This is a genomic window from uncultured Virgibacillus sp., assembly GCF_947495635.1.
Lineage (GTDB): Bacteria > Bacillota > Bacilli > Bacillales > Amphibacillaceae > Virgibacillus > Virgibacillus salarius.
The window spans coordinates 1-26,333 of sequence record NZ_CANMAB010000010.1 but is presented as its reverse complement, the minus strand read 5'-3'; the positions used below and the strand labels follow the sequence as shown (position 1 = coordinate 26,333).

Below are 26,333 nucleotides of genomic sequence, written 5' to 3'. Positions count from 1 at the left end.
TTTATAAATAATGAAAAATTGAGGGAGGAATGAGCATGAGTGTTGAAAGCGATTTCAAAAAAGAAGAATTTTCGAAAGGTAAGCCAGATTTCATTGCAGTATCTGAAAGCAAAGCATTTAAAAATTTAATTGCTAAACGGAAAAAGTTTATCCTACCGCTTACTGTTTTCTTTTTAGTTTTCTATTTTATGTTACCCATTTTAACTTCGTATTCTACAATTTTAAACACGCCGGTAATTGGCGATATCTCTTGGGCATGGATTTTTGCGTTTTGCCAATTTATTATGACTTGGGTTTTTTGTACCGTTTATGTTAAAAAATCAGCAAGCTTTGACCGCCAATCAGATGAAATCGTTGAAAATCAGCTAGGGGGTAGACATGAATGAATGCTACCGTAGTAACACTCTTCTTAATTATTGTCATAGCTACCTTGGTAATTACCTATTATGCAGCTAAAAAAACGCAAACAACCGGAGATTTTTATACTGCCGGTGGTGGATTAAAGGGGTGGCAAAATGGTCTTGCTATCGCAGGTGATTACCTATCAGCCGCTTCTTTTTTAGGCATAGCGGGAGCAATCGCGCTTTACGGATTTGATGGCTTCTTTTATAGTATTGGATTTTTAATAGCATATTTAGTTGTAATGTTCTTAGTAGCAGAGCCTCTTAGGAACTTAGGGAAATATACTTTGGCAGACATGATTAATGCAAGATTTGATGCTAAAAAAGTAAGAGGAATTGCCGCGCTTAGCACGATTACTATTGTCATATTTTATATGATTGCCCAGCTTGTTGGTGCAGGAGCTTTAATTCAGCTATTATTTGATATAGATTATTGGATTGCAGTGCTAATAGTTGGAGTAATGATGACAATATATGTCTTATTTGGAGGCATGACGGCAACGAGCTGGGTGCAAATTATTAAGGCAGTATTATTAATGATTGGTACAGTGATTATTGCATTTATGGTATTGGCGAAGTTTAATTTTAATATTCTAGGCATGTTTAGCGAGATGAAAACGGTAACTAGTCATGGAGCAGATTACTTAAACCCAGGATTGAAGTATAACGTACCACTAGATACAATATCATTAATGTTAGCTTTAGTTCTCGGTACTGCAGGGCTGCCACATATTCTAATGCGGTTCTTTACAGTAAGAAATGCCAAAACAGCAAGAAGTTCTGTCGTAACAGCAACATGGGTCGTTGGTATATTTTATGTATTAACTATCTTTCTAGGATTTGGAGCAGCAGCATTTGTTGGGGAAGAGCTAATTACTGCGGCAAATCCTGCTGGTAATATGGCTGCTCCATTATTAGCAGAAGCACTTGGTGGGAATTTTCTAATGTCATTCGTTTCAGCGGTAGCGTTTGCAACCATACTTGCTGTTGTCGCTGGCCTTGTTTTGTCTGGAGCTTCCGCTTTTGCTCATGATATTTATGGACAAATTATAAAAAAAGGAAAAGCAACGGATAAGCAGCAGATGCTTGCAGCACGTTATGCTTCCTTAGGCGTTTCCGTATTCTCCATCATATTTGCCCTATTTGCACAAACAATGAATGTTGCATTCCTTGTATCGTTAGCATTTTGTGTTGCGGCAAGTGCCAATTTACCTGTGATCCTTTATACAATTTATTGGAAACGATTTAATACAGCAGGAGCAATTACGGCAATGTTATTCGGTCTCGTATCAGCGCTTGTTCTAGTTTCGATTAGTCCAAATGTATTTTCACCTATTGAAGGAGCAGCAATATTTGTTGGTGAACCTATTTTCCCATTAACCAATCCTGCATTGATTTCAGTACCATTAGGCTTTTTAGGCGGGTATATTGGAACTATGCTTTCTAAAGAAGTAGATTTAAACCGTTATGCAGAAGTTCAAGTAAAAGCAAATACCGGGTATAGGGAATAGAAATGTAAATATGGCTGGCTCTCCATCGGAGTCAGCTTTTATTTAAATGAATGGCTTTTTTAGATAGTTTATCAGCATGGAAGTTTTGTTTCTCGGGAATCCATTTGATAAAAAAGAAAGAAAAGTGTGCTGCTTCCTCTTGTATTTTCTGTAGTAATGGCAAAAATTTTTGGTTTTTAGTGAATCCTTTCTCAATTACATCGACGACTAGCTTAGAATCAGATCGAAAGGAAAGAATCTCCTCTGGGAATTCTTTTCTGCATAATTCAAGTGCCTGAATTACAGCAAAGAACTCTGCTTCGTGATTTGATAGTATACCTAATGGATACGCATAATGATAATTATTTTTCCCTTTTTTTATAAATATCCCCGCACCACTTGGACCAGGATCTCCATTTGCAGCACCATCTGTGTACACTTCGATCATTCTTGATTACTCCCTTACTTGTGAAATACATTTCAACTGTGTTTTTACTGTCAACTAATCGGAGCATATGCCGAGATCTTAGTGACAGTAGTAGGACTAACTAACAGCGATGGATAAACGAATCGCATTATTGAAGCTTCAGCATTATTATAGCATGCGTAGATAGTAGGGAGAAAACCTATCGTTATTTTTTAGCTAATAAACTAGCTGTAATAAAAAATTTATGGCAAAATAAATGATAGGGGAAGTATTGGGGGGATAGACATGAAATTACAACTTGTAAATGAGCAAGTGTTGCAATGGAAAATGAATCAGTCCCTAATGCAATCCATTCAGGTATTACAAATGTCTAGTATGGAACTGATGGAATATATAAGGGAAATAGAAAAAGAAAATCCAGTCATTGAAGAAATTAGGTATAATGATGAGCATGTTCAGTATCGTTCTTCTGATACCTCTGTTTCTATTGGAGAAATCAATTCATCGGAGTTGACCTTATATGATCAATTAAAACAGCAATTGTTTACGCTTTCTATTTCCGAGGAAATAAGACCTGTTGTCTTGTTTGGAATTGATTCATTAAATGAAAGCGGTTACTTAGATGTATCATTGGACATATGGGCAGCTAAGTGTAATACTACCATTGAAATAGTAGAAGAAGCTTTAAAGCATATACAATCCTTAGAACCAGCTGGTATAGGTGCTAGATCATTATCTGAATGTATTGAGTTACAACTAGCAGCACAGTCGTTCGTACCAGCCTTTTTGCAGGATCTCATACAAGAACACATAGAATGGCTGGCAGATGATAATATTCAGCGAATATCAGAACACTATGGAGTGTCTCATTCGTACGTTGAAGAAGTCATTGATCATATTAAAAATTGCCACCCTAAGCCAGGTCAGCTTCTTACAACGAAAAAAGCTGACTATATTATTCCAGAAGCTACTATTTTTAAAGAGGCTGGTAACTGGAAGATATCATTTTATTCGTGGAGCGTTCCAAAAATTACGATAAATACGGATTACCAAAATAGTACCTTTAAGGAAAAACAAACTGCTAACTATGTGAAAGAAAAATTAAATCAGCTAGAATCGTTAAAAAAGGCTATTGTCTATAGAAGTGATACGCTGGAGCGGGTAATCCAGGTGATTGTTGAAAAGCAACATATGTATTTTGAAAAAGGAGCATCTATGCTTAGGCCTCTGACTCTGAGAGAGATTGCAAGTGATTTAGATCTGCATGTTTCCACAATAAGTCGAACGGTAGCTAATAAATATGTTCAAACAACGAATGGGGTACTGCCACTAAACTTCTTTTTGCAATCAGGTATTAAACAAGCAAACGGTTCAAAAGCATCTGCCTTAGCAGTAAAGCAGATGATAGCTGAACTAATTAGCAATGAAGATAAGATAAATCCTTTATCGGATGAGAAGATAAAAAATAAGTTAGCACTTGATTATAATTTGCAAATCGCAAGAAGAACAGTGATGAAATATCGAGAACAATTAAATATTCCGGCATCACTCAAACGGAAGGAGAGATAGCATGCTGAACATCATTTTGTATACGAAAGATTCTTGTCCACTATGTGATGATGCTAAGTTCATGCTGGAAGTTTTACAGAGGGACTATCCATTTAAACTGGAAGAGCGAGATATTTACACGAATGATAAGTGGTTGGAGACATATCAACTGCTTATTCCGTGTGTGGTTATAGATGACATTTCTATTGATGCTGCTCAGCTTAATTTTGCAGTATTAAGTGAGGCTCTAGAAGCTAAGGTATGACATCGTTTATCATGCCACTATCGAATCGTTAAACCTAGTAACTATTATAAGATAGGTAAGCGGTTTACGAAGTAGCAAAAAAACGGTCATACAGAAAGTAGTAAAAGCTTTTTTAGATAAATATACTTTTTAGTTGTGTAATTTTACATCTTTGCTATAATAAAAATTGTAGGAAGGATTTATTTTTTTGGTGCTTCCGGGACGCGATATAACCATCCGGGACTTTTTATGTCCATATATAAAGGAGTCCTTTGATGAGAGAGCTGATTGACTTACAGAAAAAATTATTACCAGATGTTCTAGAAATTATGCAGCAACGCTATGCAATTCTGCGAAGTATTGACTTATTACAGCCAATTGGTAGAAGGGGGCTTGCTGACAACACCAACATGACAGAGAGAAGTGTTCGAGGAGAAATTGACTTACTGCAGCATCAAGATTTAATTCAAGTTACTGCAAAAGGAATGTATATCTCGGAAGAGGGAAAAGTAGTACTGGAGAGCTTAGCTTCATTTATGGGTGAAATCATGGGGTTACGCGTTTTAGAAGAGCAATTACAGGATACATTATCTATAAGTAATGTTATTGTTGTCCCGGGTAATAGTGATGCTTATGGATGGGTAAAACAAGAATTAGGAAAAGCCTGTATTGCCTTTTTGAAAACGATCGTTGGTGAGGATAGTACCATAGCTGTAACAGGTGGAACAACGATGGCAGCAGTAGCGAGTATGATGACACCACTAAATAAAGAAGGTACCTTATTTGTCCCTGCTCGTGGAGGAATTGGTGAAAAAGTTGAAAATCAAGCAAACACAATTGCTGCTGAGATGGCCCGAAAAGCCAACGGTGATTACCGACTACTATATGTCCCAGATCCACTGAGTGAATCAGCTTATCAGTCTATTATCCAGGAGCCATCGATAAATGAGACCTTGGAACAAATAAAGAGTGCTACGATTGCATTACACGGTGTAGGAGACGCACTGACGATGGCGCACCGCAGAAAAACTTCTGAAACTGTTGTGAAAAAACTGAAGGAAAATCAAGCGATGAGTGAAGCTTTTGGCTATTATTTTGATAGCGAGGGCGATGTGGTTCATAAAGTGCGGACAGTAGGGATTCAATTAGAAGATCTAAAAAAAATCCCTTATGTCATAACCATCGCTGGTGGAGAGTCAAAGGCCCAAGCAATAGCATCCTTTTTTAAACAAGGAAAAAGTGATTTGCTAATTACCGATGAAGCGGCGGCAGAAGAGATTTTAAGGGGAACTACTTCCCTTTAAATATAATATTGTAAATAATTTTTTAGGAGGAATATACATGACAGTAAAAGTAGGAATTAACGGTTTTGGTAGAATTGGACGTAACGTATTTCGTCAATCTCTTAAGAATGATGAGGTTGAAGTAGTTGCAGTAAATGACTTAACAGATGCAAACATGCTTGCACATCTTTTAAAGTATGATTCCATTCATGGACATCTTGATGAAGAAGTATCTGTTAATGGCTCTAACATTGTAGTAGGTGGAAAAGAAATTAAAGTATTATCAGAACGCGACCCTGCTGATTTAGGCTGGGGAGATCTTGGTGTAGAAGTTGTCATTGAATCTACTGGTCGCTTCACAAATGGTGAAGATGCTCAGAAACATATCGATGCAGGAGCGAAAAAAGTAATTATTTCTGCACCTGGTAAAAATGAAGATTTAACAATGGTAATGGGTGTAAATGACGATCAGTATGACCCAGCTAAACATAATATTATTTCTAATGCGTCTTGTACAACAAACTGCTTAGCACCATATGCAAAAGTATTACACGACAAATTTGGAATTAAGCGTGGACTAATGACAACAATCCATTCTTACACAAATGATCAACAAATTCTTGATTTACCGCATAAAGATTATCGTCGTGCAAGAGCGGCTGCTCAAAACATTATTCCTACTACTACTGGTGCAGCTAAGGCAGTTGGAAAAGTACTTCCTGAACTGAATGGTAAACTAAATGGTGGTGCAGTACGAGTACCAACTCCAGATGGTTCATTGGTTGATCTAGTTGCTGAACTTGACCAAAATGTTACAGCAGAAGACATAAATGCTGCACTAAAAGAAGCTGCTGAAGGCGAGTTAAAAGGAATTCTAGAATATAGCGAAGAACCGCTTGTATCATCGGATATTGTTGGTAACACTCATTCTTCTATTGTAGATGGTTTATCAACAATGGTACTAGAAGATAACATGGTTAAAGTAATTTCATGGTATGATAATGAAATGGGTTATTCTTCTCGTTGTGTGGACTTAGCTGCATTCCTGAAAAAACAAGGACTATAAGATAAATAAGCGGGGGAGGGACCAAATCCTCCTCCGTTTTCCATGTTTTTATTTGCATGACTAATGATCCCATATAAGGGAATCCCTAAATTGTAATGAGAACTACATATTCCTAAAATAGGGAGGCAGAAGAACATGAACAAAAAATCATTAACAGATCTTGAGCTAAAAGGAAAAAGAGTATTTTGCCGAGTTGATTTCAACGTTCCAATGAAAGATGGTAAAGTAACTGATGATACTAGAATCAGAGCAGCATTGCCAACTATTGAATATCTTTCTAAACAGGGAGCAATAACAATACTTGCCAGTCATCTAGGACGTCCTAAAGGTGAAGTTGTAGAGAAACTACGCTTAGATCCTGTTGCAGACCGATTAAGTGATTTAATCGGTAAAGAAATTGTGAAGACGGATGCTGTTTACGGAGATGAAGTAAACGAAGCTGTTTCACAAGTTAGCGATGGAGACATTGTTTTAATTGAAAATGTTCGTTTTGAAGCTGGCGAAGAAAAGAATGATGAGAATCTTGTACAAGCATTTGCAAGTATGGCTGACTACTATGTTAATGACGCATTTGGAGCTGCACATCGCGCTCATGCTTCAACAACAGGTATTGCTGAGAAGCTTCCTGCTGCTGCAGGTTTCTTAATGGAAAAAGAAATTGAAGTATTAGGGAAAGCATTGGATAATCCGGAACGACCATTTACGGCAATAATTGGTGGAGCTAAAGTAAAAGATAAAATAAATGTCATTGATAATTTACTTGATAAAGTAGATAATTTAATTATCGGCGGCGGTTTAGCTTATACCTTTATTAAAGCACAAGGGTACGAAATTGGTAACTCTTTGTTAGAGGAAGATAAGATCGAACTCGCTAAGGATTTTATGAAAAAAGCAGAGGATAAAGGTGTTAATTTTGTCCTTCCCGTTGATGTGATTGTAGCAGATGACTTTGCGGAAACGGCTAATACGAAAGAAGTAGCAATTGATCAGATTCCTGCTGATTGGGAAGCGTTAGATATTGGACCGGCAACAAGTAAGAAATATGCACAAATCGTTGCTGATTCGAAACTAATCATCTGGAATGGACCAATGGGTGTGTTTGAAATGGAAGCATTTGCCAATGGCACAAAGGCAGTTGCAAATGCATTAGCAACGACAGAAGGATATACTGTAATTGGCGGTGGCGATTCTGCTGCTGCTGTTGAAAAATTTGATCTTAGTGAAAAAATGGATCATGTTTCAACTGGTGGTGGTGCATCCCTTGAATTTATGGAAGGAAAAGTGCTACCTGGTGTCGAAGCATTAAGTGATAAATAATAAAACATAATGAGGTGAGAAGATGCGCAAGAAAGTAATTGCTGGAAACTGGAAGATGAACAAAGTTTCAACAGAAGCGAATCAATTTGTTGATGAAGTCGGAGCAAAAATACCTGAAGATAAGAATGTAGAGGCAATTGTTTGTGCGCCATTCCCATTTTTAGCATCTCTTGTTGATAAAACAAAAGATACAAATCTTAAAGTTGCTGCACAAACGATGCACTATGAAGAAAGTGGAGCTTTTACCGGTGAAGTAAGTCCAGTTATGCTAGAGGATTTAGGTATAACGCATGTTGTACTTGGACATTCGGAGCGACGAGAATATTATAATGAAACGGACGAAACGGTGAATAAAAAAGTTCATGCTGCATTTAATCATCATTTAGTTCCAATTGTTTGTGTTGGTGAAACCCTAGAACAGCGTGAGGCAAATGAAACAATGGATCATGTCGAAAACCAAGTGATTAAAGCTTTAGAAGGTCTATCAGACCAACAAGTGGCTGAAACGATCATAGCTTATGAACCGATTTGGGCAATTGGTACAGGTAAAACAGCTACAAGTGCTGAAGCAAATGAAGTATGTGCATATATTAGACAAGTTATTGCAAAACTTACTTCAAAGGAAACAGCAGACCATGTAGTTATTCAATATGGTGGAAGTGTAAAACCAGCTAATATAGAGGAGTTACTAGCACAATCCGATATTGACGGTGCATTAGTTGGTGGTGCTAGCCTTCAACCAGAATCCTTCTTACAATTAGTGGAGGCAGGTAAAAAATGAAACAGGATAAATTAGCAGCATTAATCATCTTGGATGGCTTCGCTCTTCGTGATGAGGAAAAAGGAAATGCTGTAAAGCAAGCCAATACTCCTAACTTTGATCGTTATTGGAATACCTATGCTCACAACCAATTAACAGCATGTGGTGAGGCAGTTGGTCTACCTGAAGGGCAAATGGGAAACTCCGAGGTCGGGCATTTAAATATTGGAGCTGGGCGCATCGTTTATCAAAGTTTAACTCGTGTGAATTTGTCCATTAAGAATGGCGAGTTCTTTGAAAAAGAGGCCTTTAAAAAATCAATAGAAAATGCGAAGAAAAACAAAAAAGCATTGCATGTTTTTGGATTGCTTTCCGATGGAGGCGTGCATAGTCATATCAATCATTTATTTGCTTTATTAAAACTAGCAAAAGATAATGAGTTGAAAGAAGTGTACATCCATGCATTTCTTGATGGACGAGATGTTGGTCCGCAAACAGCGAAAGAATATATTAAACAAACGCAGGATAAGATCAAGGAATACGGTGTTGGTCAATTTGCAACCATTTCAGGCCGCTATTATTCCATGGATCGTGACAAACGTTGGGATCGTGTGAAAAAAGCGTATGATGCAATGGTATATGGAGAAGGACCAGCATATCAAGACCCAATAGAGGTTGTTGACGATTCATATGCAAATGAAATTTACGATGAGTTTGTTATTCCATCTGTCATCACAGATGAAAACGGTGAAGCAGTTGGGAAAATTAAAGATGGAGATTCTATAATCTTTTATAACTTCCGTCCAGATCGCGCTATTCAGATTTCACGTACCTTTGCAAATGAAGATTTTCGTGATTTTGATCGTGGTGAGCACGTGCCAAAAAATTTGGACTTTGTAATGTTAACGAATTTTAGTGAAACAGTCGATGGCTATGTTGCTTACGAACCTGTTAACCTAGATAATACAGTTGGCGAAGTATTATCTCAGCATAATTTGAAGCAATTACGTATTGCTGAGACAGAAAAATATCCACATGTCACTTTCTTTATGAGTGGTGGTCGTGAGAAAGAATTTGATGGTGAAAAACGTGTATTGATTGATTCGCCAAAGGTTGCAACATATGATTTAAAACCAGAAATGAGTGCTTATGGAGTGACGGACGCGTTGCTCAAAGAACTTGATGCTGGTGAACACAATGCAATTATCTTGAACTTTGCTAACCCGGACATGGTTGGACATTCTGGTAAATTACAGCCGACTATTAAAGCAATTGAAGTAGTTGATGAATGTCTAGGGAAAATTGTTGATAAAATTAAAGAGCTTGGCGGGAATGCCATTATTACTGCTGATCACGGTAATTCTGATGAGGTAGTTACGCTTGAAGGTAAGCCAATGACTGCTCATACGACAAATCCTGTTCCGGTAATTGTGACAGAAGAAAATATAACATTACGAGATGGTGGGATTTTAGCTGATCTATCACCAACCTTATTGGATTTACTAGGTATTGAAAAACCAGAAGAAATGACTGGCGAATCATTAATTAAATAAAAGGAAATTAAAGGAGAGAAAAATTATGCCATACATTACTGATGTATATGCACGTGAAGTATTAGACTCACGCGGTAACCCGACAGTTGAAGTGGAAGTATTTACAGAATCAGGTGCCTTCGGTTCTGCACTTGTGCCAAGCGGTGCATCTACCGGTGAATACGAGGCTGTGGAATTACGTGATGGTGATAAAGATCGTTATCTTGGAAAAGGTGTTCTAAAAGCAGTTCAAAACGTAAATGAAATAATTGCACCTGAATTACTTGGGATTGATGTTACTCGTCAGAATATCATCGATGCGTTAATGATCGAATTAGATGGAACTGAAAATAAAGGCAAACTTGGTGCTAACGCAATTCTTGGTGTATCCATGGCTGTAGCACATGCTGCTGCTAGTTATCTTGAAGTACCGTTATATAACTACCTCGGTGGATTTAATGCAAAAACCCTACCAACACCAATGATGAATATTCTTAATGGTGGTGAGCATGCCGATAATAACGTAGATATTCAAGAGTTTATGGTTATGCCAGTTGGAGCAGAAACGTTCCAAGAAGCACTACGTACGGGTGCTGAAATTTTCCATTCATTGAAAAATGTATTAAAATCAAAGGGGTATAACACAGCTGTTGGTGACGAAGGCGGATTTGCACCAAACCTTGCTTCTAATGAAGAAGCTTTACAAACAATTGTGGAAGCAATTGAAGCTGCTGGTTACAAGCCAGGAGAAGAAGTGAAGCTTGCAATGGATGTTGCTGCTTCAGAAATATATGAAGATGGTAAATATAATCTAAAAGGTGAAGGTGTTGTTCGTACTTCTGAAGAGATGGTTGATTGGTATGAAGACATGATCAACAAATACCCAATTATCTCCATTGAAGATGGACTAGATGAAAATGATTGGGATGGATTTAAAGTATTAACAGATCGTCTTGGTGGACGAGTACAGCTTGTCGGAGATGATTTATTTGTAACAAATACTAATAAGCTTTCCAAAGGTATTGAACAAGGTATTGGAAACTCTATCTTAGTAAAAGTTAATCAAATCGGTACATTAACAGAGACGTTCGAAGCAATCGAAATGGCAAAACGCGCTGGCTATACAGCGGTTATCTCACACCGTTCAGGAGAAACAGAAGATGCAACGATCGCTGACATTGCTGTAGCGACTAATGCAGGTCAGATCAAAACAGGTGCACCTTCTCGAACAGATCGTGTAGCTAAATACAATCAACTGCTTCGCATTGAAGATGAGCTAGCAGGCATGGGTGAATATGCTGGTAAGACAGCGTTCTATAACCTAAATAAATAGGGAAGAAAACCTCTTAAGGTATGGTGGTTATACTTTAAGAGGTTTTTTATAGGTTTATCCCACACATATAACTGGCAGTAATAATCCACTTTAAGCAATAAAGTAAAACCACTATGGGGAAGTGGAGGATCGATTGCCGGTAAATGTCCGGTCGGTTCAAAGGATTTTAGGTCTGTGGTGCTAACAATCAATGTGGGATAAATAAAACCCCCACTGATTAAAGTGTCACTTTATGCAGAAGTTGCTTCTATGTTCATAGAAGTTTCTATATTTTTTGAGTTTCTTAAACTTGATTAAATGGACGAATTATGTCATAGTTACTATGGAATTAATAATAGAATACTAAAGTTGTAGGGGGACCAGTGTTGCTGGTTGAGATTGTATCCGTAAGGTACTGACTCTTAGAACCTGATCTGGTTTAAACCAGCGTAGGGAACATGTTTGATACATCAAATATTAAGTTGTATATGCCCTAATGGTGATTAACCATCTAGGGCATTTTTTATAGTCTAAGAAATTATAAAATTTGCGTGTTGAGCTGCGTCCAGCTCCAGCGCCCAGAAACTAGGCTACTTCATCATGAATCGCCCTAATCTAAATCATCATCGGCTCGCAAGCTCACCGTGAGTCCTTTATCTCCGTTGAATCGTCGCTGCGTTGCTAATCGGGTGTTTGCGCTTTTATTCTTAGCGAAGGAATTACAGTCAAACAAGATGATACATACGCTGTTCCTTACAATGAGAAAGGTATTCAAGAGGAGGAAAACATTGAAGAAGCTTTTACTGCTTAGTTTAGGGATTACACTGCTTATATTAACGGCATGTGGTACAGAAGAGAAAGAACAAAGTCAGCAGAACAATGACTCAACAGAAAAGAAAAAGATCTCTGTTGTACTTGATTGGACACCAAATACGAATCATACAGGATTATATGTTGCAAAAGAGAAGGGATATTTTGAAGAGCAAGGCCTTGATGTGGACATAATTATGCCTGGTGAAGCGGGAGCAGATCAGTTAATTGCATCTGGTAAAGCAGATTTTGGTGTGAGTTATCAGGAGGGGATTACTGAAGCTCGTGTACAAGATATACCGATTGTTTCCATTGCTGCTGTTATACAGCATAATACCTCAGGTTTTGCCTCACCCAAGAATAAACAGATTACTACACCTAAAGATTTTGAAGATAAAACATATGGTGGCTGGGGAGCTCCAGTAGAAAAAGCGGTTCTAACCTCACTCATGCAGCAGGAAAATGCTAATGTAGAATCAGTTGATATTATCAACATGGGCGATACGGACTTTTTTACTGCGGTGAAAAGAGATATTGATTTTGCGTGGATTTATTATGGTTGGACTGGTGTAGAGGCAGAGCTCCGTGATGAAGAAATTAATATGGTGTATTTAACCGATTATTCGTCAAATTTAGATTATTACACGCCGGTTTTAGCTACCAATGAAAAAATGATCAAAGATGATCCAGAAACAGTTAAGCAATTCTTAGCTGCAGTATCTAAAGGTTATAATCTAGCAATTGAGCAACCAGAGGAAGCCGCTGATATCTTAATTAACGCTGTTCCTGATTTGGATGCAGAATTAGTAAAAGCAAGTCAAGCTTGGTTAGCGTCAAAGTATCAAGATGATGCGGACCAGTGGGGGGAACAAAAGCAAGAGGTATGGGAGAATTACGCCAATTGGATGTATGAGAATGAGCTGTTAGATAAACCGTTAGATAGTGAAAAAGCATTTACAAATGAGTTTTTACCAGAAACAAAGGAGGAATAAATGATGGCAGATGCACTAGTTAGTATTCAAATTATCCCGAAAACGAAAAATGGTGAAGATGTTATTCCGTATGTGGATGAAGCGATTAAGATTATCGATCATTCCGGAGTTAAGTATCAGGTAAGTCCACTAGAAACTACAATGCAAGGTGATCTTGCAGAACTATTTGGAATTATTGAGAAGATGAATAAAAGGATGACTGAAATTGGTTGTGAAAATGTTATTTCACAGGTGAAGGTTCTTTATCAACCTTCTGGAGCTTCCATGGAACAATTAACGGAGAAGTATCGCTAATGAGAAGATTGCGAGAAAAGGGATGGCGACCAGCTCTGGTCCTCATCCTTTTCCTTATCAGTTGGGAAATAGCTTGTCGTATTTTTTCGATCCCAGCTTGGCTACTACCTGCTCCAAGTGTAATATGGCAAGAAGCTGTCAATGGCTGGCCAAATTATGCTAGTCATCTACAATCGACTATCCAACTATCGATTATCGGATTTATGATAGGCAGCAGTGTAGGTACGCTCGTTGCTGTTTGTCTTCATCTCATTCCGACAGTTAGGGAAGCCTTTTATCCATTATTAATAATATCACAGAATATACCTATTATTATTTTAGCTCCCTTATTAGTAATTTGGTTTGGTTTTGGAATCTTGCCGAAATTAATTGTTATTACACTTGTTTGTTTTTTTCCAATAACTATAGCAGCTTTAGATGGATTTAGACAAACAAGTGGAGAACTGAAACACTATATGCAAATGACAGGTGCCAGTAAAGGGCAAATCTTTCGTAAGCTAGAGTGGCCATATGGATTACCTTCTTTGTTTAGTGGTTTAAAGATATCGGCGACATATAGCGTAATGGGAGCGGTGATATCTGAATGGCTTGGTGCAAGTGAAGGAATTGGAGTATATATGACTTTGGCATCTTCGTCTTTCCGAACAGATCGTGTCTTTGTTGCTATCTTATTTATAGTGCTGTTAAGTTTATTGTTTTTTGGTTGTATTTCATTAATTGAAAAAAGAGTAATTAAATGGAAACCGGAAGAAGGGAAGATCAGTGAGTAATTTAGAACTTGTAAATCTAACAAAAAAATATGGGGAAACTACTATTCTTAATCGTATTTCATTAACGGTGCGAAACGGAGAGTTTGTTTCGATTGTTGGACCATCAGGAAGTGGGAAGAGCACGTTATTTCGACTGATTGGAGGGATTACCTCACCTAATTCCGGTACGATTAAATTAAATGGAAAAGAGATTATCGGCAAACGGGGATTCATCAGCTATATGCCTCAATCAGATTCCTTACTTCCTTGGCGTTCGATTTTACAAAATGTTGTCTTAGCGGCAGAAATTGCAGGTAGAAAAGATGAATTAGAAGCAAAACGAATGCTAGAACGAGCTGGCTTAAAAGGATATGAAAATGCATATCCCCATGAATTATCTGGAGGAATGAAGCAGCGCGCTTCTTTTGTACGCAGTATTTTAAGTCCCCAGCCTGTTATTTGTTTAGATGAACCATTTTCCGCATTGGATGAATTTACCCGTTTGGACATGCAAAAGTGGTTATTAGCAATGTGGAATGAGCATCAACGATCAATCCTTTTCGTAACGCATAATATAGAAGAAGCATTATTTCTATCTGATCGTGTGATTGTGTTGTCAGCTCGTCCGGCTTCGATAAAAAAAGAATTCACAATTCCTTTTTCAAGACCAAGAGAGGAAGCGTTAGTTTTATCAGAAGCATTTCTAGAGTATAAGAAAAGGATATATCAGGAATTGAGGGCTGCAAATGGATAGCTTCATTATTGATGCACACATTCACTTAGATATGTATACACAGGAGGAACAAACAGAAATTATTAAATCTTTGAAACGGCATCATGTTAGCTCACTAATTTCTGTTTCGAATAACCTAGCATCGTCAATTTCCAATTTAAGGTTAGCGGAGAGATGTTCCGCAGTTAAACCTGCTTTCGGATTTCATCCGGAACAAGAAATACCTAACGATAATGATATAGCTGATTTAATACAATTTATTGACTCGAATCTAGACAGAGCAATTGCGGTAGGTGAAGTAGGTCTACCTTATTACAAGCGACAAGAAAATTCAAATTTAATGGTAAAGCCATATATTGAATTACTAGAATTATTTATACGAAAAGCTAAAGAATGGAATAAGCCAATTGTACTTCATGCAGTTTATGATGATGCTACCATTGCCTGTGATTTATTAGAAAAGTATTCCATCACCAATGCACAGTTTCATTGGTTTAAGGGTGACAAACCTACAATGGAACGAATGAGCCAGAATGGATATTTTATATCCATCACACCAGATGTCATGTACGAACGAGAAATTAACCAGCTAGTTAATAAATACCCAATAACTCATATGATGGTGGAAACGGATGGGCCTTGGCAGTTTGCTGGTCCGTTTATCAACCAACTGACCCATCCAAAAATGATCCATAAGTCGATTAAACAAATAGCGACAATTAAAAAAATGCCTCTTCCTGATGTACAGGAACAACTTTATGTTAATACATCCCAGTTCTTTCATCTTAAGAATGACAAGTGAACATAGGACGAGTATGAATGGGAATATCATGTTAACAAGACATATGTTTATGGAGGGTTTTTATGTCTCAAAAAGTGTTGTTATTTGGTGATGTAGGTATTGATGATACAATCGCGCTTATCTATGCTTATTTGAACGATGATGTAGAAGTCATCGGCATTGTGGCGGATTATGGAAACGTATCAAGAGAAAATGCAATTGCGAATATCTTATATATCCGCAGTCTTTTTCCAACAAAAGAGGTAGAGGATATTAAAGTAATTGCTGGTGCACATATTCCAATGACTGGAGAACCCCCAGTATATGTTCCGGAAATACATGGGGAATATGGATTGGGACCAATTATTCCCCCTAAAAATATGCAGAATGGTATTAGCGAAAATTTCTGTGAAATTATTGATTTAATTGAAACGTATAAAGATGAATTAGTGATTGTTAATATTGGAAGATTGACTTCTTTAGCTAGCTTATTCATCTTATATAAATCATTAATGACTACCATAAAGGAATATTACATTATGGGTGGCGCTTTCTGGGTACCAGGTAATATTACAGCTGTCTCTGAAGCTAATTTTCATGGTGACCCAGTGGCTGCTCAAGTAGTACTTGCTCACGCAAACAATGTAACCATTATTCCTCTTAATGTCACTAAATATGCGATAGCAACACCTCAAATGGTTGAGTATATTGATCGAATGGGTTCCGTTAGTATTGTGAAAGTATTACTGGATTATTATTATGATTTTTATAAAAAACGCAACCCATCGATTCAAGGTAGCCCATTACATGATGTATTGACACTTATGGCCGTTGTAAAGCCTGATATGATGACATATCAATATCTTCCTGTTCATATCATTCAAGCACAGACAGGAATAGTGAGGGGACAAAGTATTGCTGATATTCGTCCATATGTTAATTTAGAAGATATGCAAGATGGTGAAGAGGTAGGTGGGAGAGTCCATCGTATTGCCTTTAATCTCGATTATCAAAAATTCTATATTGATTTCATGTCCATTATGACTGGTGAAAGATTCAGCTAGAAGAAAATATTCCCTATAATAGTAATAGTATGTTATAATATAAGTAAGCGTTTGCAAATGGGTTTATCAAGCAGTTCAATCTAAACTTGAAACAGGGGAGTCATGACGAAGTAGTCATTTATACTTTCTTATAAACAAAGAAGATGACCTCAGGGAGAAATCACCTTCTTTATTTGTATAGCTATTCTGTTTTCTCTTTAATAAATTCTACAACTTCTTCAGCAGTACCCATTGAAAGGATTTTATCTTTATAAGCTACCATTTTTTCTTTAGATAGCTTACGAAGTTGTGTACGAGCCGGTAAGATCGACGTTGCACTCATACTGAATTCATCTAAACCAAGACCAAGTAGAATTGGAATAGCAATGGAGTCACCTGCCATCTCACCGCACATTCCAACCCATTTATCCTCACTATGTGCTGCTTCAATAACAGTATGGATTAGGTTCAGAATTGCAGGGTTATATGGTTGATATAGGTAGGAAACCTGCTCATTCATTCGGTCAGCAGCCATCGTATATTGGATTAAATCGTTTGTTCCAATACTGAAGAAGTCAACTTCCTTTGCAAATTGCTTAGCGATTACAGCTGTGGATGGAATCTCCACCATGATACCAACCTCAATGTCGTTGGAAACCTCGAAACCTTCTTTTAGTAAGGATTCTTTTTCGTCCATTAAAATAGCCTTAGCCTTGCGGAATTCTTCCAATGTTGCGATCATCGGGAACATGATTTTTAAGTTACCGTAAACGCTTGCTCGTAAAAGTGCACGTAATTGTGGACGAAAGACATTCTCATTTTCTAAGCAGAAGCGAATAGCTCGGAAGCCAAGGAATGGATTTAGTTCCTCAGGAAGGTCTAAATAGTTTAATTCCTTATCTCCACCAATATCCAATGTACGAACAACGACAGGCTTTCCTTCCATTTGCTCTAGTACTGATTTGTAAGCAGTGAACTGCTCTTCTTCTGTTGGGAGCTGACTTTTACCCATATATAAAAATTCTGTACGATATAGTCCAATGCCTTCACCGCCATTAGCTAGCACACCTTCAACATCATCTGGAGTACCAATGTTGGCAGCTAGTTCCACTTGTTCTCCATCTTCCGAAAATGTAGGCTCGTCTTTTAGCTTAGCCCATTCTTGCTTCATCTCGGCAAACGCTTCTTGTTTCTTTCGATATTCTGCTATTTCTTCTTCAGACGGATTGATAATAACTATTCCTGCATTTCCGTCAACAATGATCGTATCATCTTTTTTAACAGATGCTGTTATTTCTTTCGTACCAACAACCGCAGGAATTTCTAATGACCTAGCCATAATCGCTGAATGGGAGGTGCGGCCACCGATATCAGTAGCAAAGCCCTTAACAAAATCACGATTTAATTGTGCAGTATCCGAAGGGGTTAAATCGTTCGCAATGACAATTACCTCTTCGTTAATTAAAGCAGGATCAGGGAAGGTAACCCCTAATAAATGAGCCATAACTCGCTTTGTTACATCATGAATATCTGCAGCGCGTTCACGCATATAGGCATTATCCATATTCTTAAACATATCGATAAACATATTGGCTGTTTCTTCAAGAGCAGTTTCGGCAATGACATTTTCAGCTTTTATTTTATCCTTAATAGGGTTTATTAGTTCAGGGTCACTAAGTACTAATAAATGGGCTGAAAAAATTTCGGCATGTTCATCACCGATATTTTCTTTAGTATGTGCCTTGATTTTCTCAAGTTCTTGCTTAGAAATTTCAAGCGCTTTATCTAATCGCTCTATTTCGACATCTGGATTGTCGATAGATACTTTTTCAAATGACAAATCTGGAGATGCAAGCTGGTATACTTTTGCGATTGCAATTCCAGATGAAGCGGCAATTCCTTGAACATTTGACATATTTGTTACCCAACCTTTCTACAATTCAATCAACCTCTATTTTACCCCCTTGGATTAGTAGGTACAAGCAATCAGCGACAATTTATTTAAAGTTTGTCGAAAAAGACGGAAAAAAGTTAGAAATTATTTAAAAAGTACGAGTGAATTCGGGGTTTCACTCTATATACTGGAAATATTTGCTTGTAACCAGCTATTTATTGCAGTATACACCTCTTCTTTATTTGCTTCATTCAACAGTTCATGTCTACCATTTGTAAAGACCATTGTAGTTATGCTTTCAAGACCGGCTTTTTCAAAAAGTCGTGCTGTCTTCCAGATCCCCTTTTCATAGTTACCGACCGGATCACAGTCACCACTTAGGATGAGAAGTGGAAAATTATGACGAATATGCTTATTATTGCTTGTCTTTTGCATAGTAAGTAAACCTTCCATTAAGTCAAAAAAGAAACGACCAGTAGGGATAAAGCCTGTAAATGGATCTTTTACGTATTTTTGAACCGTTACATGATCACTACTTAACCATTCATAGCCAGTGGAAGCATCTGCGATTTTTTTATTATATGTACCAAATACAAGCTTGTTCATCCACGGTGCTTCTTTCTTTGGTGAAAAGAAGCTAGCCAGTTGCTTACCGGCTATTGTTTTTAAACGAGGAAAATGACCCGTTCCAGATAGAATAGCGCCATCCACTAAGCTACTATTTTGCTGAATAAAAATGCGAATAAGAAAAGAGCCCATACTATGACCAATTAAAAATAGAGGTAACGTAGGGTGGCTTGCTTTAATTTGTTTAGATAGCTGGACGAGATCATCAGCAGTCCTAAAAAATCCATGACTATCAGCGAAATATCCTAATTTCCCCTGTCTCTCACCAGTTCTACCATGCCCTCGATGATCATTTCCATAAACAATAAAACCTTGTGAAGTTAAGTATGAAGCAAAATTCTCATATCGTTCGATATGTTCCATCATACCATGTGCAATTTGTATGACTGCTTTAGCTTGTTTTTTGGGTTCCCACTTTTGAACAAAGATATCAACATTATCTGGTGATGTGTACCAAAAGGTATTTTTAAGATTCATTTTACTCCTCCTCCGTTTGTATTCCCACTTCTGCACAAATAGTCTTATTAGTGGAATGATGATGTTATGCATAAGTATTATTCCTTATTTTCTGATAAAAAGAAAGGGATTCGACAATTTTTATAGAATCATTTAATGACAAAGATTAAAAAATAGGAGTGATACAATCATGAAAAACAAATGGATAACACTTTCAATTACAGGGGCCTTAATACTTGGAACAACAGCCATTGGGACACCAATAGTAAATGCAGTGGGAGAAGGTCCAAATTATAACGGGAAGGAAACCATTACGAATTCGATTCTTCATTCGCATCAAGAACTAGTAGATTTCTTGCATAAGCAAGAAGCAAAGCAAGAAGCAATGGAATTAGAAGTAATTGGTCAATCGGTAAAGGGCAGAGATCTACACTTAGTAAAATATATCAAGAATCCAGAAAATCCTACTATTTTGTTCCTCACTCAGCAGCATGGCAATGAAGCATTAACTACTGAGGGAGCATTACAGTTTATTAAACAACTTGGAACCGGAAAAATGAAAGGTATTCTCAAGGACGTAAACGTCCTTATCATTCCTAGACTAAATGTAGATGGTGCGATGGGAGATGTAAACTTTCCTTTAGATGATTATATTGCTAGTGGAGACCATCATTTAACGAGATATAACGCAAATGAAGTGGATCTAAATAGAGATCATGTTGAAAGATTACAACCAGAAACAAAAGCATTACATGACAATGTACTTGGTCCCTACGATGTTGATTATATGATTGATTTACACCATCAAGCAACCCAAAGTGAGGTAGATGGTAAACTAGTTTCGGGCTCTATATTGTATCCAACTACAGACAATGCTAATGAGACGGTAGTTAAAAAGTCGAAACAATTAGGTGCAGTTGTATATGATGCTATTGACTCTAAAGGATGGGGACATATCGGTAAATATCAGGGAGGTTCGGCGGAGACGATTAGTCGAAATGGAATTGCAGTAGAATATGGTATTTCGACATTACTATTTGAAATGCGTGGAATGGCAGATCATGAATGGGAATCGTATGTACTTGGTCAAAAAAGTAATGGATATTTAATTAAGCAAACAGTCATTACACTGGAGGAAACAGTTAGGGCAATTGCTGATAGATCGATTGAGTCAAAAGATACCTCTTTTTGGGATTCTTTACCTTATCAGACAAGGAGAACAACAGAATAAACTGATTTAATGTGTATTTCTATTCCGTATCAAAGGTTTGGTAGGATATGTCAGTCGCAAGGTTTTCCATTTCTCCGTACTGTGGTTTTAAATAAAAATATATCGATTATTCTCAAAGCCTTTCCACAGAGAAAACAACTGGAAAATAAGGGACGCCGGGGGATAGAGAAGACGTGACAAGATCTATTTAAAGCATTAGTAATTCTGCCGGCGTAATTCGTACTATACTCTTCATGGTCAATTGTCTAACGTAATCGAAAAAGCTTGCTATGACAAAGTAAGTTATGCTAAAGTTATAAGTAGGTTCAAGTATGCTAGGTACGGCATATGTGGTAACGGATGAAATTCAGATTTTTTGTTTGGTTATATGTTACAGGGGGTATCATACAAATATGCTAGGAATCGTAAATGTATTATTAGTGATTGATGGAATTATTATGATTGTACTTGTATTATTGCAGTCTGGGAAAAGTGAAGGCTTATCTGGCGCGATTTCCGGTGGTGCTGAACAATTATTTGGGAAACAGAAAGCACGAGGCATTGATCTTGTTTTACACCGAGGAACGATCGTAACAGCCGTAATATTTTTTGTACTAGCTTTTCTGAGCGCATATGTTTTACAATAGATACGAACCCTTATCACTAATAGTGGTAAGGGTTTTTACTTTAAGGTAAAAAGGGTAAAGTAGATAAAGAAAGAAAGCAGAAGGAGTTGCAGTAAGAATGAAAGTTAAACAACCACAACCTTTTACGTTTGAAGCTGGACCGCGTGCGGTATTATTACTACATGGCTTTACTGGGCATTCTGCAGATGTCCGAATGCTAGGAAGGTATTTAGAAAAACGAGGATATACAAGTCATGCTCCTATTTATCGTGGACACGGACTACCACCAGAAGAATTAGTAAAGGCAACACCAGATGAATGGTGGGAAGATGTAAAAGAAGCCTATCAACATTTAAAGGAACTTGGATACAATGAAATAGCAGTAGCTGGCTTATCCTTAGGAGGAGTATTAGGCTTGAAAATTGCCTATACCGAAAAAACAAAAGCAGTCATAACGATGTGTTCTCCTATGTTTTTTGATAATGAAACACAGCTAACCAAAGGATTTACAGCATTTGCTAAAGAGTACAAACAATTAGAAAGAAAAGATAAAGATGTTATCGAAAAAGAAGTTGAGGAACTGTTGAAGAATTCAACCGATGTATTTACTCACCTAGGAAAATTTATTAATGAGGTCAAAAATGAAGTGGATACAATCTACACACCTACGATGGTAGTTCAGGCGAGAAAAGATAACATGATAAATACGGATAGTGCAAATTATATTTATGATAATGTCGAATCTGATCAAAAAGCAATTCATTGGTATGAGGACTCTGGACATGTAATCACAATGGATAAAGAGAAAGAACAAGTATTTGAAGATATTTATCAATTCCTTGAAACATTAAACTGGGAAGAATGATTATATTCAACAAAGAACGTTAACAATAATAGAAAGAAGGTGAAGAAAGTGAAGGAAAAAATACAAAATTATTTTAAAGAAAATGGAACAAAACCATTAGCAGTAGACGAATTAGAAGAAGTGTTAGAAATTGAGGATGCAATAGAATTCAAAGAACTGGTCAAAGCACTTAATCAATTAGAAGAAGAAGGTGAACTGGTTCGAACTCGAAAAAATCGATTTGGTCTTCCAGAAAAAATGAATCTGATACGGGGCAGAATTCAAATGCATGCGAAAGGATTTGCATTCTTAATTCCAGATGATGAGAAGCAAGATGATGTTTATGTCCACCACTCTGATCTGGCATCTGCAATGAATAACGATAAAGTACTGGTACGTATTGAAAAAAGGGATAAAGATGGAAATCGTCCTGAAGGTACAGTGATCCGCATATTAGAACGAGCAACTTTGCAGGTAGTGGGCACATTTGAGGATAATCGTTCATTTGGGTTTGTGATAGCGGATGATAAGCGGATTCCTAATGATATCTTCATCCCAAAAAATATGACGAATGGAGCTGTAAGTGGGCATAAAGTAATTGCCCATATTACAAAATATCCAGAGGGAAAGAAAAGTGCTGAGGGAGAAATTATTCATATACTTGGTCATAAAAATGATCCAGGTATTGATATTATATCAATTATCCATAAGCACGGTATTAAGATGGACTTCCCTAATAAAGTGCTTGATCAAGCCGCTGCTACACCAGAAACAATCTCAGCAGATGAAATAAAGGAAAGAAGAGATCTACGTAATGAAACAATTGTTACTATTGATGGTGCAGATGCAAAGGATTTAGATGATGCCGTTTCTGTAAAAAAATTAGACAATGGTAATTATAAGCTAGGTGTCTATATTGCAGATGTTAGTTATTATGTGGAAGAAGGAAGTCCGATTGATCAAGAAGCGCTAGAAAGAGGAACAAGTGTCTATCTAGTGGATCGGGTTATTCCAATGATACCTCATCGTTTATCCAATGGTATTTGTTCCTTAAATCCTCAAGTCGATCGATTAACCTTAGGTTGTGAAATGGAAATTGATACTAGTGGAAACATTGTTGACCATGAGATTTTCCAAAGTGTCATCCGTACGAATGAGCGAATGACTTATTCCGATGTAAATAAAATTCTTGTAGATAAAGATGAGGCATTACGTGAACGTTATAGGGAATTAGTACCTGTTTTTGAAAATATGGAGCAATTAGCTTCCGTACTGCGTCATAAACGGATGGATCGAGGAGCCATTGACTTTGATTTTAAGGAAGCAAAGGTTTTAGTGGATGAAAATGGTAAGCCAGAAGATGTGGTACTACGTGAGCGTTCTGTTGCTGAACGGTTAATTGAAGAATTTATGTTAGCCGCTAATGAAACCGTAGCAGAGCATTTCCATTGGTTAGATGTTCCATTTATCCATCGAATCCACGAAGACCCTGACCCAGGTAAGCTACAGACATTCTTTGAATTTTTAGCAGGGCTAGGTTATGTCGTAAAAGGGACGAACAACGAAGTTCATCCACAGGCATTACAAAAGGTACTGGAAGAAGTGCAGGGTAAACCAGAAGAAATGATTGTATCCAAGCTGATGCTACGGTCCATGCAGCAGGCAAAATATGATCCACAAAGCATTGGTCATTTTGGGCTGGCAACAGAGTTTTATACGCATTTCACTTCACCGATTCGCAGATATCCAGACTTGACAGTGCATCGATTAATCCGTACGTATCTTATTCAGAAAAAAATGGATCAGAAAACGATGCAGAAATGGAAAGATGCAATGCCAGAAATTTCTAGACAAACCTCAGAAGCAGAAAGAAGAGCTGTGGATGCAGAACGAGAAACAGATGATTTGAAAAAAGCAGAATTTATGAAAGATAAAATTGGTGAATCGTATACTGGTGTAATCAGCTCTATTACCAATTTTGGCTTGTTTGTTGAACTAGAAAATACAATTGAAGGATTAATTCATGTAAGCTACTTAACGGATGATTATTATCATTACGACCAACGAAGCCAGGCGATGATCGGTGAACGTACAGCAAATATGTACCGAATTGGTGATGAAGTAAAGGTGAAAGTAGCTGGTGTTAATTTAGATGAACGTACCGTTGATTTCGAAATGGTTTATTCGAAAAAGCCAAAGAAGCAAAAACGGATAAAAGCTAAAAGAGTTAAAAAGAAGTAAGAACGAACCGCTGCATCTATTCATTGATCAGCGGTTTCAAGATTTGCTGCATAGTGTTACCGTTATATAAGTTAATAAAGTGTGAATAATTTGTCATATTCCTCTATTTTAATTTGGTAGAAGCCACTATTTAGATGCTTAATACTAACGATAAAACTATGTAACGCTTACTAAGAGGAAGTTTTTTTGTTTGTCGTTCTTATTTGAACTTGTAGAACCACTTGGTGCCATTATTACACAATGTTTTTCAACCAATTGATTTTCTCCATGGTTGCCGGAATGAAGGTATTTATCTTGCTAGATGAATTATTACCAGCAGCCAAGTAATATGATGAAGCACATCTATTGCGATAGATGAAGTAATGAGCGATATGACTGTCCTGACTATTAGCTTATTAGTAATGATTTGATTCATTTTTTTATTGGAATACTTCCAAATATTTGATAGAATAAGGTTCATGTAAGCAGTAGGAGGAAGTTCTTATGCCTAAAGGACAAGGAAATACAATTGCACAAAATAAACGAGCATCCCATGAATATTTTATTGAGGATACCTTTGAAGCGGGAATCGTCCTTCAAGGTACAGAAATAAAATCAATTCGAGCAGGAAGAGTAAATATTAAAGATTCACATGCTAGAATCGATCGAGGAGAAGTTAAACTAATTAACCTTCACATTGCGGAATATGAACAGGGAAATCGATTTAATCATGATCCAACTCGAACACGTAAGCTTTTGCTCCATCGTAAAGAAATTGATAAGTTAATTGGCTTAACGCAACAGCAAGGTTATGCGCTGGTTCCATTAAAAATTTATATCAAAAATGGATATGCTAAAGTATTATTAGGATTAGGAAAAGGGAAAAAGAAATATGATAAACGGGAAGATCTTAAGCGTAAACAAATGAAGCGAGATGTAGATCGTGCTATCAAAGAGCATATGCGATAAAAGCAAGGCAGATCCCATGAGAAATTTGACTTTTATACTAAAAATGTTATAATGAAGCATGTAATTAGGAAAGCAAAATAAAATTATATATGCTCATTCTTCCTAGCGTTACTCCTATTTTATGGGGACGTTACGGATTCGACAGGGGTAGATTGAGCTCAGGTTGCGCGTCGAGGTTACGGCTCGTAAAACGTTATCGCCTAAATATAACTGGCAAAGAAAACAATCAACCTGCTTTAGCAGCTGCGTAAGCACTGCTAAGCGATCCTTCCTGCTATTGCCCGTGTAGCAGATTGAAGGGTCTCAAATCGAGCGGGCTATACAATGATCCACCGTCTGAGGATGATTGTTGAAACCAATCAGACTAGCCTCTCTAAAGCCTGTCGATAGGCTGAAGAGTAAGCGAATGATAATATATCGACTATGCGTGTAGAAGCCTGAGTGGCGATATCTCTGGACGTGGGTTCGATTCCCACCGTCTCCACCAAATACATAATTGGTGGTTTTTTAGTTTAAGCGGTAACATATTTACCTGAATTAATATATTTTTGCTAATTAAAGTCGTCTTTCATTTGAGGATGGCTTTTTTGTTTATGAAATTACACTAGCGTTGCATTAAATTATGAAGCTAAAGTCAAGCAATAATTATTATTTCAAGATTATGAATAATGTTAATTTTTACTATTAAAAGCCATAAAAAAACCT

Annotated in this window: 24 protein-coding genes, 1 other RNA gene and 1 riboswitch; of the genes, 22 read left to right on the top strand and 3 right to left on the bottom strand. The window is 37.2% G+C overall.

The features are described from left to right. The first annotated feature begins 29 nt into the window (after positions 1–29). Both Q1A47_RS03945 and Q1A47_RS03940 read left to right on the top strand, forming a co-directional pair. Positions 30–386, top strand: coding sequence for a DUF485 domain-containing protein (locus tag Q1A47_RS03945; protein ID WP_026681640.1), 357 nt, complete (start codon positions 30–32; stop codon positions 384–386). Next, positions 383–1,912 (top strand): cation acetate symporter, encoded by a 1,530-nt coding sequence (locus Q1A47_RS03940; RefSeq protein ID WP_166530210.1) that lies wholly within the window; start codon positions 383–385, stop codon positions 1,910–1,912. Before Q1A47_RS03945 ends, Q1A47_RS03940 begins: the two co-directional genes overlap by 4 nt. A gap of 31 nt (positions 1,913–1,943) precedes the next feature. On the opposite strand, the gene Q1A47_RS03935 is transcribed toward Q1A47_RS03940, so the two are convergent. After that, positions 1,944–2,339 carry a ribonuclease HI family protein gene (locus tag Q1A47_RS03935; RefSeq protein WP_026681638.1) on the bottom strand — a complete coding sequence of 132 codons (396 nt, stop codon included), beginning with the start codon at positions 2,337–2,339 and terminating at the stop codon, positions 1,944–1,946. A 264-nt stretch (positions 2,340–2,603) separates the two neighbouring features. Here Q1A47_RS03935 and rpoN point away from each other — a divergent pair, with 264 nt between their 5' ends. The 14 genes from rpoN to Q1A47_RS03865 all read left to right on the top strand — a co-directional run bounded on the left by rpoN (position 2,604) and on the right by Q1A47_RS03865 (position 16,803). Next, positions 2,604–3,887 carry an RNA polymerase factor sigma-54 gene (rpoN, locus tag Q1A47_RS03930; protein WP_026681637.1) on the top strand — a complete coding sequence of 428 codons (1,284 nt, stop codon included), beginning with the start codon at positions 2,604–2,606 and terminating at the stop codon, positions 3,885–3,887. A 1-nt stretch (position 3,888) separates the two neighbouring features. Next, positions 3,889–4,131 carry a glutaredoxin family protein gene (locus Q1A47_RS03925; protein WP_080668693.1) on the top strand — a complete coding sequence of 81 codons (243 nt, stop codon included), beginning with the start codon at positions 3,889–3,891 and terminating at the stop codon, positions 4,129–4,131. 254 nt (positions 4,132–4,385) lie between these two features. Continuing rightward, positions 4,386–5,414, top strand: coding sequence for a sugar-binding transcriptional regulator (locus Q1A47_RS03920; RefSeq protein ID WP_121605646.1), 1,029 nt, complete (start codon positions 4,386–4,388; stop codon positions 5,412–5,414). A 37-nt stretch (positions 5,415–5,451) separates the two neighbouring features. Continuing rightward, positions 5,452–6,459 carry a type I glyceraldehyde-3-phosphate dehydrogenase gene (gene gap / locus Q1A47_RS03915; protein ID WP_121605645.1) on the top strand — a complete coding sequence of 336 codons (1,008 nt, stop codon included), beginning with the start codon at positions 5,452–5,454 and terminating at the stop codon, positions 6,457–6,459. Between the two features lie 135 nt (positions 6,460–6,594). Next, positions 6,595–7,776 (top strand): phosphoglycerate kinase, encoded by a 1,182-nt coding sequence (locus Q1A47_RS03910; protein ID WP_166530211.1) that lies wholly within the window; start codon positions 6,595–6,597, stop codon positions 7,774–7,776. Between the two features lie 22 nt (positions 7,777–7,798). Next, the gene (gene tpiA, locus Q1A47_RS03905; RefSeq protein WP_026681632.1) at positions 7,799–8,557 is read left to right on the top strand and encodes a triose-phosphate isomerase; all 759 of its coding nucleotides are present in this window, start codon (positions 7,799–7,801) and stop codon (positions 8,555–8,557) included. Beyond that, positions 8,554–10,089: a 2,3-bisphosphoglycerate-independent phosphoglycerate mutase gene (gpmI, locus tag Q1A47_RS03900; RefSeq protein WP_026681631.1), complete on the top strand. Its 1,536-nt coding sequence runs from the start codon at positions 8,554–8,556 to the stop codon at positions 10,087–10,089. Before tpiA ends, gpmI begins: the two co-directional genes overlap by 4 nt. Positions 10,090–10,114: 25 nt before the next feature. Continuing rightward, positions 10,115–11,401 carry a phosphopyruvate hydratase gene (gene eno, locus Q1A47_RS03895; protein WP_026681630.1) on the top strand — a complete coding sequence of 429 codons (1,287 nt, stop codon included), beginning with the start codon at positions 10,115–10,117 and terminating at the stop codon, positions 11,399–11,401. 342 nt (positions 11,402–11,743) lie between these two features. Further along, a riboswitch (TPP riboswitch) is annotated at positions 11,744–11,853 on the top strand. A gap of 315 nt (positions 11,854–12,168) precedes the next feature. Further along, positions 12,169–13,182, top strand: coding sequence for an ABC transporter substrate-binding protein (locus Q1A47_RS03890; RefSeq protein WP_246484665.1), 1,014 nt, complete (start codon positions 12,169–12,171; stop codon positions 13,180–13,182). A gap of 3 nt (positions 13,183–13,185) precedes the next feature. Then, positions 13,186–13,476: an MTH1187 family thiamine-binding protein gene (locus Q1A47_RS03885; RefSeq protein WP_026681628.1), complete on the top strand. Its 291-nt coding sequence runs from the start codon at positions 13,186–13,188 to the stop codon at positions 13,474–13,476. After that, complete coding sequence (locus Q1A47_RS03880; RefSeq protein WP_026681627.1) at positions 13,476–14,246, top strand: ABC transporter permease; 771 nt, start codon at positions 13,476–13,478, stop codon at positions 14,244–14,246. Before Q1A47_RS03885 ends, Q1A47_RS03880 begins: the two co-directional genes overlap by 1 nt. After that, the gene (locus tag Q1A47_RS03875; RefSeq protein WP_166530213.1) at positions 14,239–14,979 is read left to right on the top strand and encodes an ABC transporter ATP-binding protein; all 741 of its coding nucleotides are present in this window, start codon (positions 14,239–14,241) and stop codon (positions 14,977–14,979) included. Before Q1A47_RS03880 ends, Q1A47_RS03875 begins: the two co-directional genes overlap by 8 nt. Next, on the top strand, positions 14,972–15,760 hold the full coding sequence (locus Q1A47_RS03870) for a TatD family hydrolase (protein WP_026681625.1): 789 nt from the start codon (positions 14,972–14,974) through the stop codon (positions 15,758–15,760). Before Q1A47_RS03875 ends, Q1A47_RS03870 begins: the two co-directional genes overlap by 8 nt. Positions 15,761–15,822: 62 nt before the next feature. After that, on the top strand, positions 15,823–16,803 hold the full coding sequence (locus Q1A47_RS03865; protein ID WP_026681624.1) for a nucleoside hydrolase: 981 nt from the start codon (positions 15,823–15,825) through the stop codon (positions 16,801–16,803). Positions 16,804–16,984: 181 nt separating this feature from the next. On the opposite strand, the gene ptsP is transcribed toward Q1A47_RS03865, so the two are convergent. Both ptsP and Q1A47_RS03855 read right to left on the bottom strand, forming a co-directional pair. Further along, the gene (gene ptsP / locus Q1A47_RS03860) at positions 16,985–18,697 is read right to left on the bottom strand and encodes a phosphoenolpyruvate--protein phosphotransferase (protein WP_166530214.1); all 1,713 of its coding nucleotides are present in this window, start codon (positions 18,695–18,697) and stop codon (positions 16,985–16,987) included. A gap of 159 nt (positions 18,698–18,856) precedes the next feature. After that, the gene (locus tag Q1A47_RS03855; protein ID WP_026681622.1) at positions 18,857–19,780 is read right to left on the bottom strand and encodes an alpha/beta fold hydrolase; all 924 of its coding nucleotides are present in this window, start codon (positions 19,778–19,780) and stop codon (positions 18,857–18,859) included. A gap of 169 nt (positions 19,781–19,949) precedes the next feature. Here Q1A47_RS03855 and Q1A47_RS03850 point away from each other — a divergent pair, with 169 nt between their 5' ends. The 6 genes from Q1A47_RS03850 to ssrA all read left to right on the top strand — a co-directional run bounded on the left by Q1A47_RS03850 (position 19,950) and on the right by ssrA (position 26,115). Continuing rightward, complete coding sequence (locus Q1A47_RS03850; protein ID WP_121605641.1) at positions 19,950–20,990, top strand: M14 family zinc carboxypeptidase; 1,041 nt, start codon at positions 19,950–19,952, stop codon at positions 20,988–20,990. Positions 20,991–21,382: 392 nt separating this feature from the next. Continuing rightward, entirely contained in the window at positions 21,383–21,616 is a 234-nt protein-coding gene (gene secG, locus Q1A47_RS03845) for a preprotein translocase subunit SecG (RefSeq protein ID WP_021289023.1), read from the top strand. A gap of 97 nt (positions 21,617–21,713) precedes the next feature. Then, positions 21,714–22,460 carry a carboxylesterase gene (locus Q1A47_RS03840; protein WP_121605640.1) on the top strand — a complete coding sequence of 249 codons (747 nt, stop codon included), beginning with the start codon at positions 21,714–21,716 and terminating at the stop codon, positions 22,458–22,460. A 48-nt stretch (positions 22,461–22,508) separates the two neighbouring features. Further along, positions 22,509–24,680, top strand: coding sequence for a ribonuclease R (gene rnr, locus Q1A47_RS03835; RefSeq protein WP_080668692.1), 2,172 nt, complete (start codon positions 22,509–22,511; stop codon positions 24,678–24,680). Between the two features lie 483 nt (positions 24,681–25,163). Beyond that, positions 25,164–25,628 (top strand): SsrA-binding protein SmpB, encoded by a 465-nt coding sequence (smpB, locus tag Q1A47_RS03830; protein ID WP_121605639.1) that lies wholly within the window; start codon positions 25,164–25,166, stop codon positions 25,626–25,628. A gap of 123 nt (positions 25,629–25,751) precedes the next feature. Continuing rightward, positions 25,752–26,115, top strand: a transfer-messenger RNA (tmRNA) gene (gene ssrA, locus Q1A47_RS03825). Positions 26,116–26,333 lie beyond the last annotated feature (218 nt).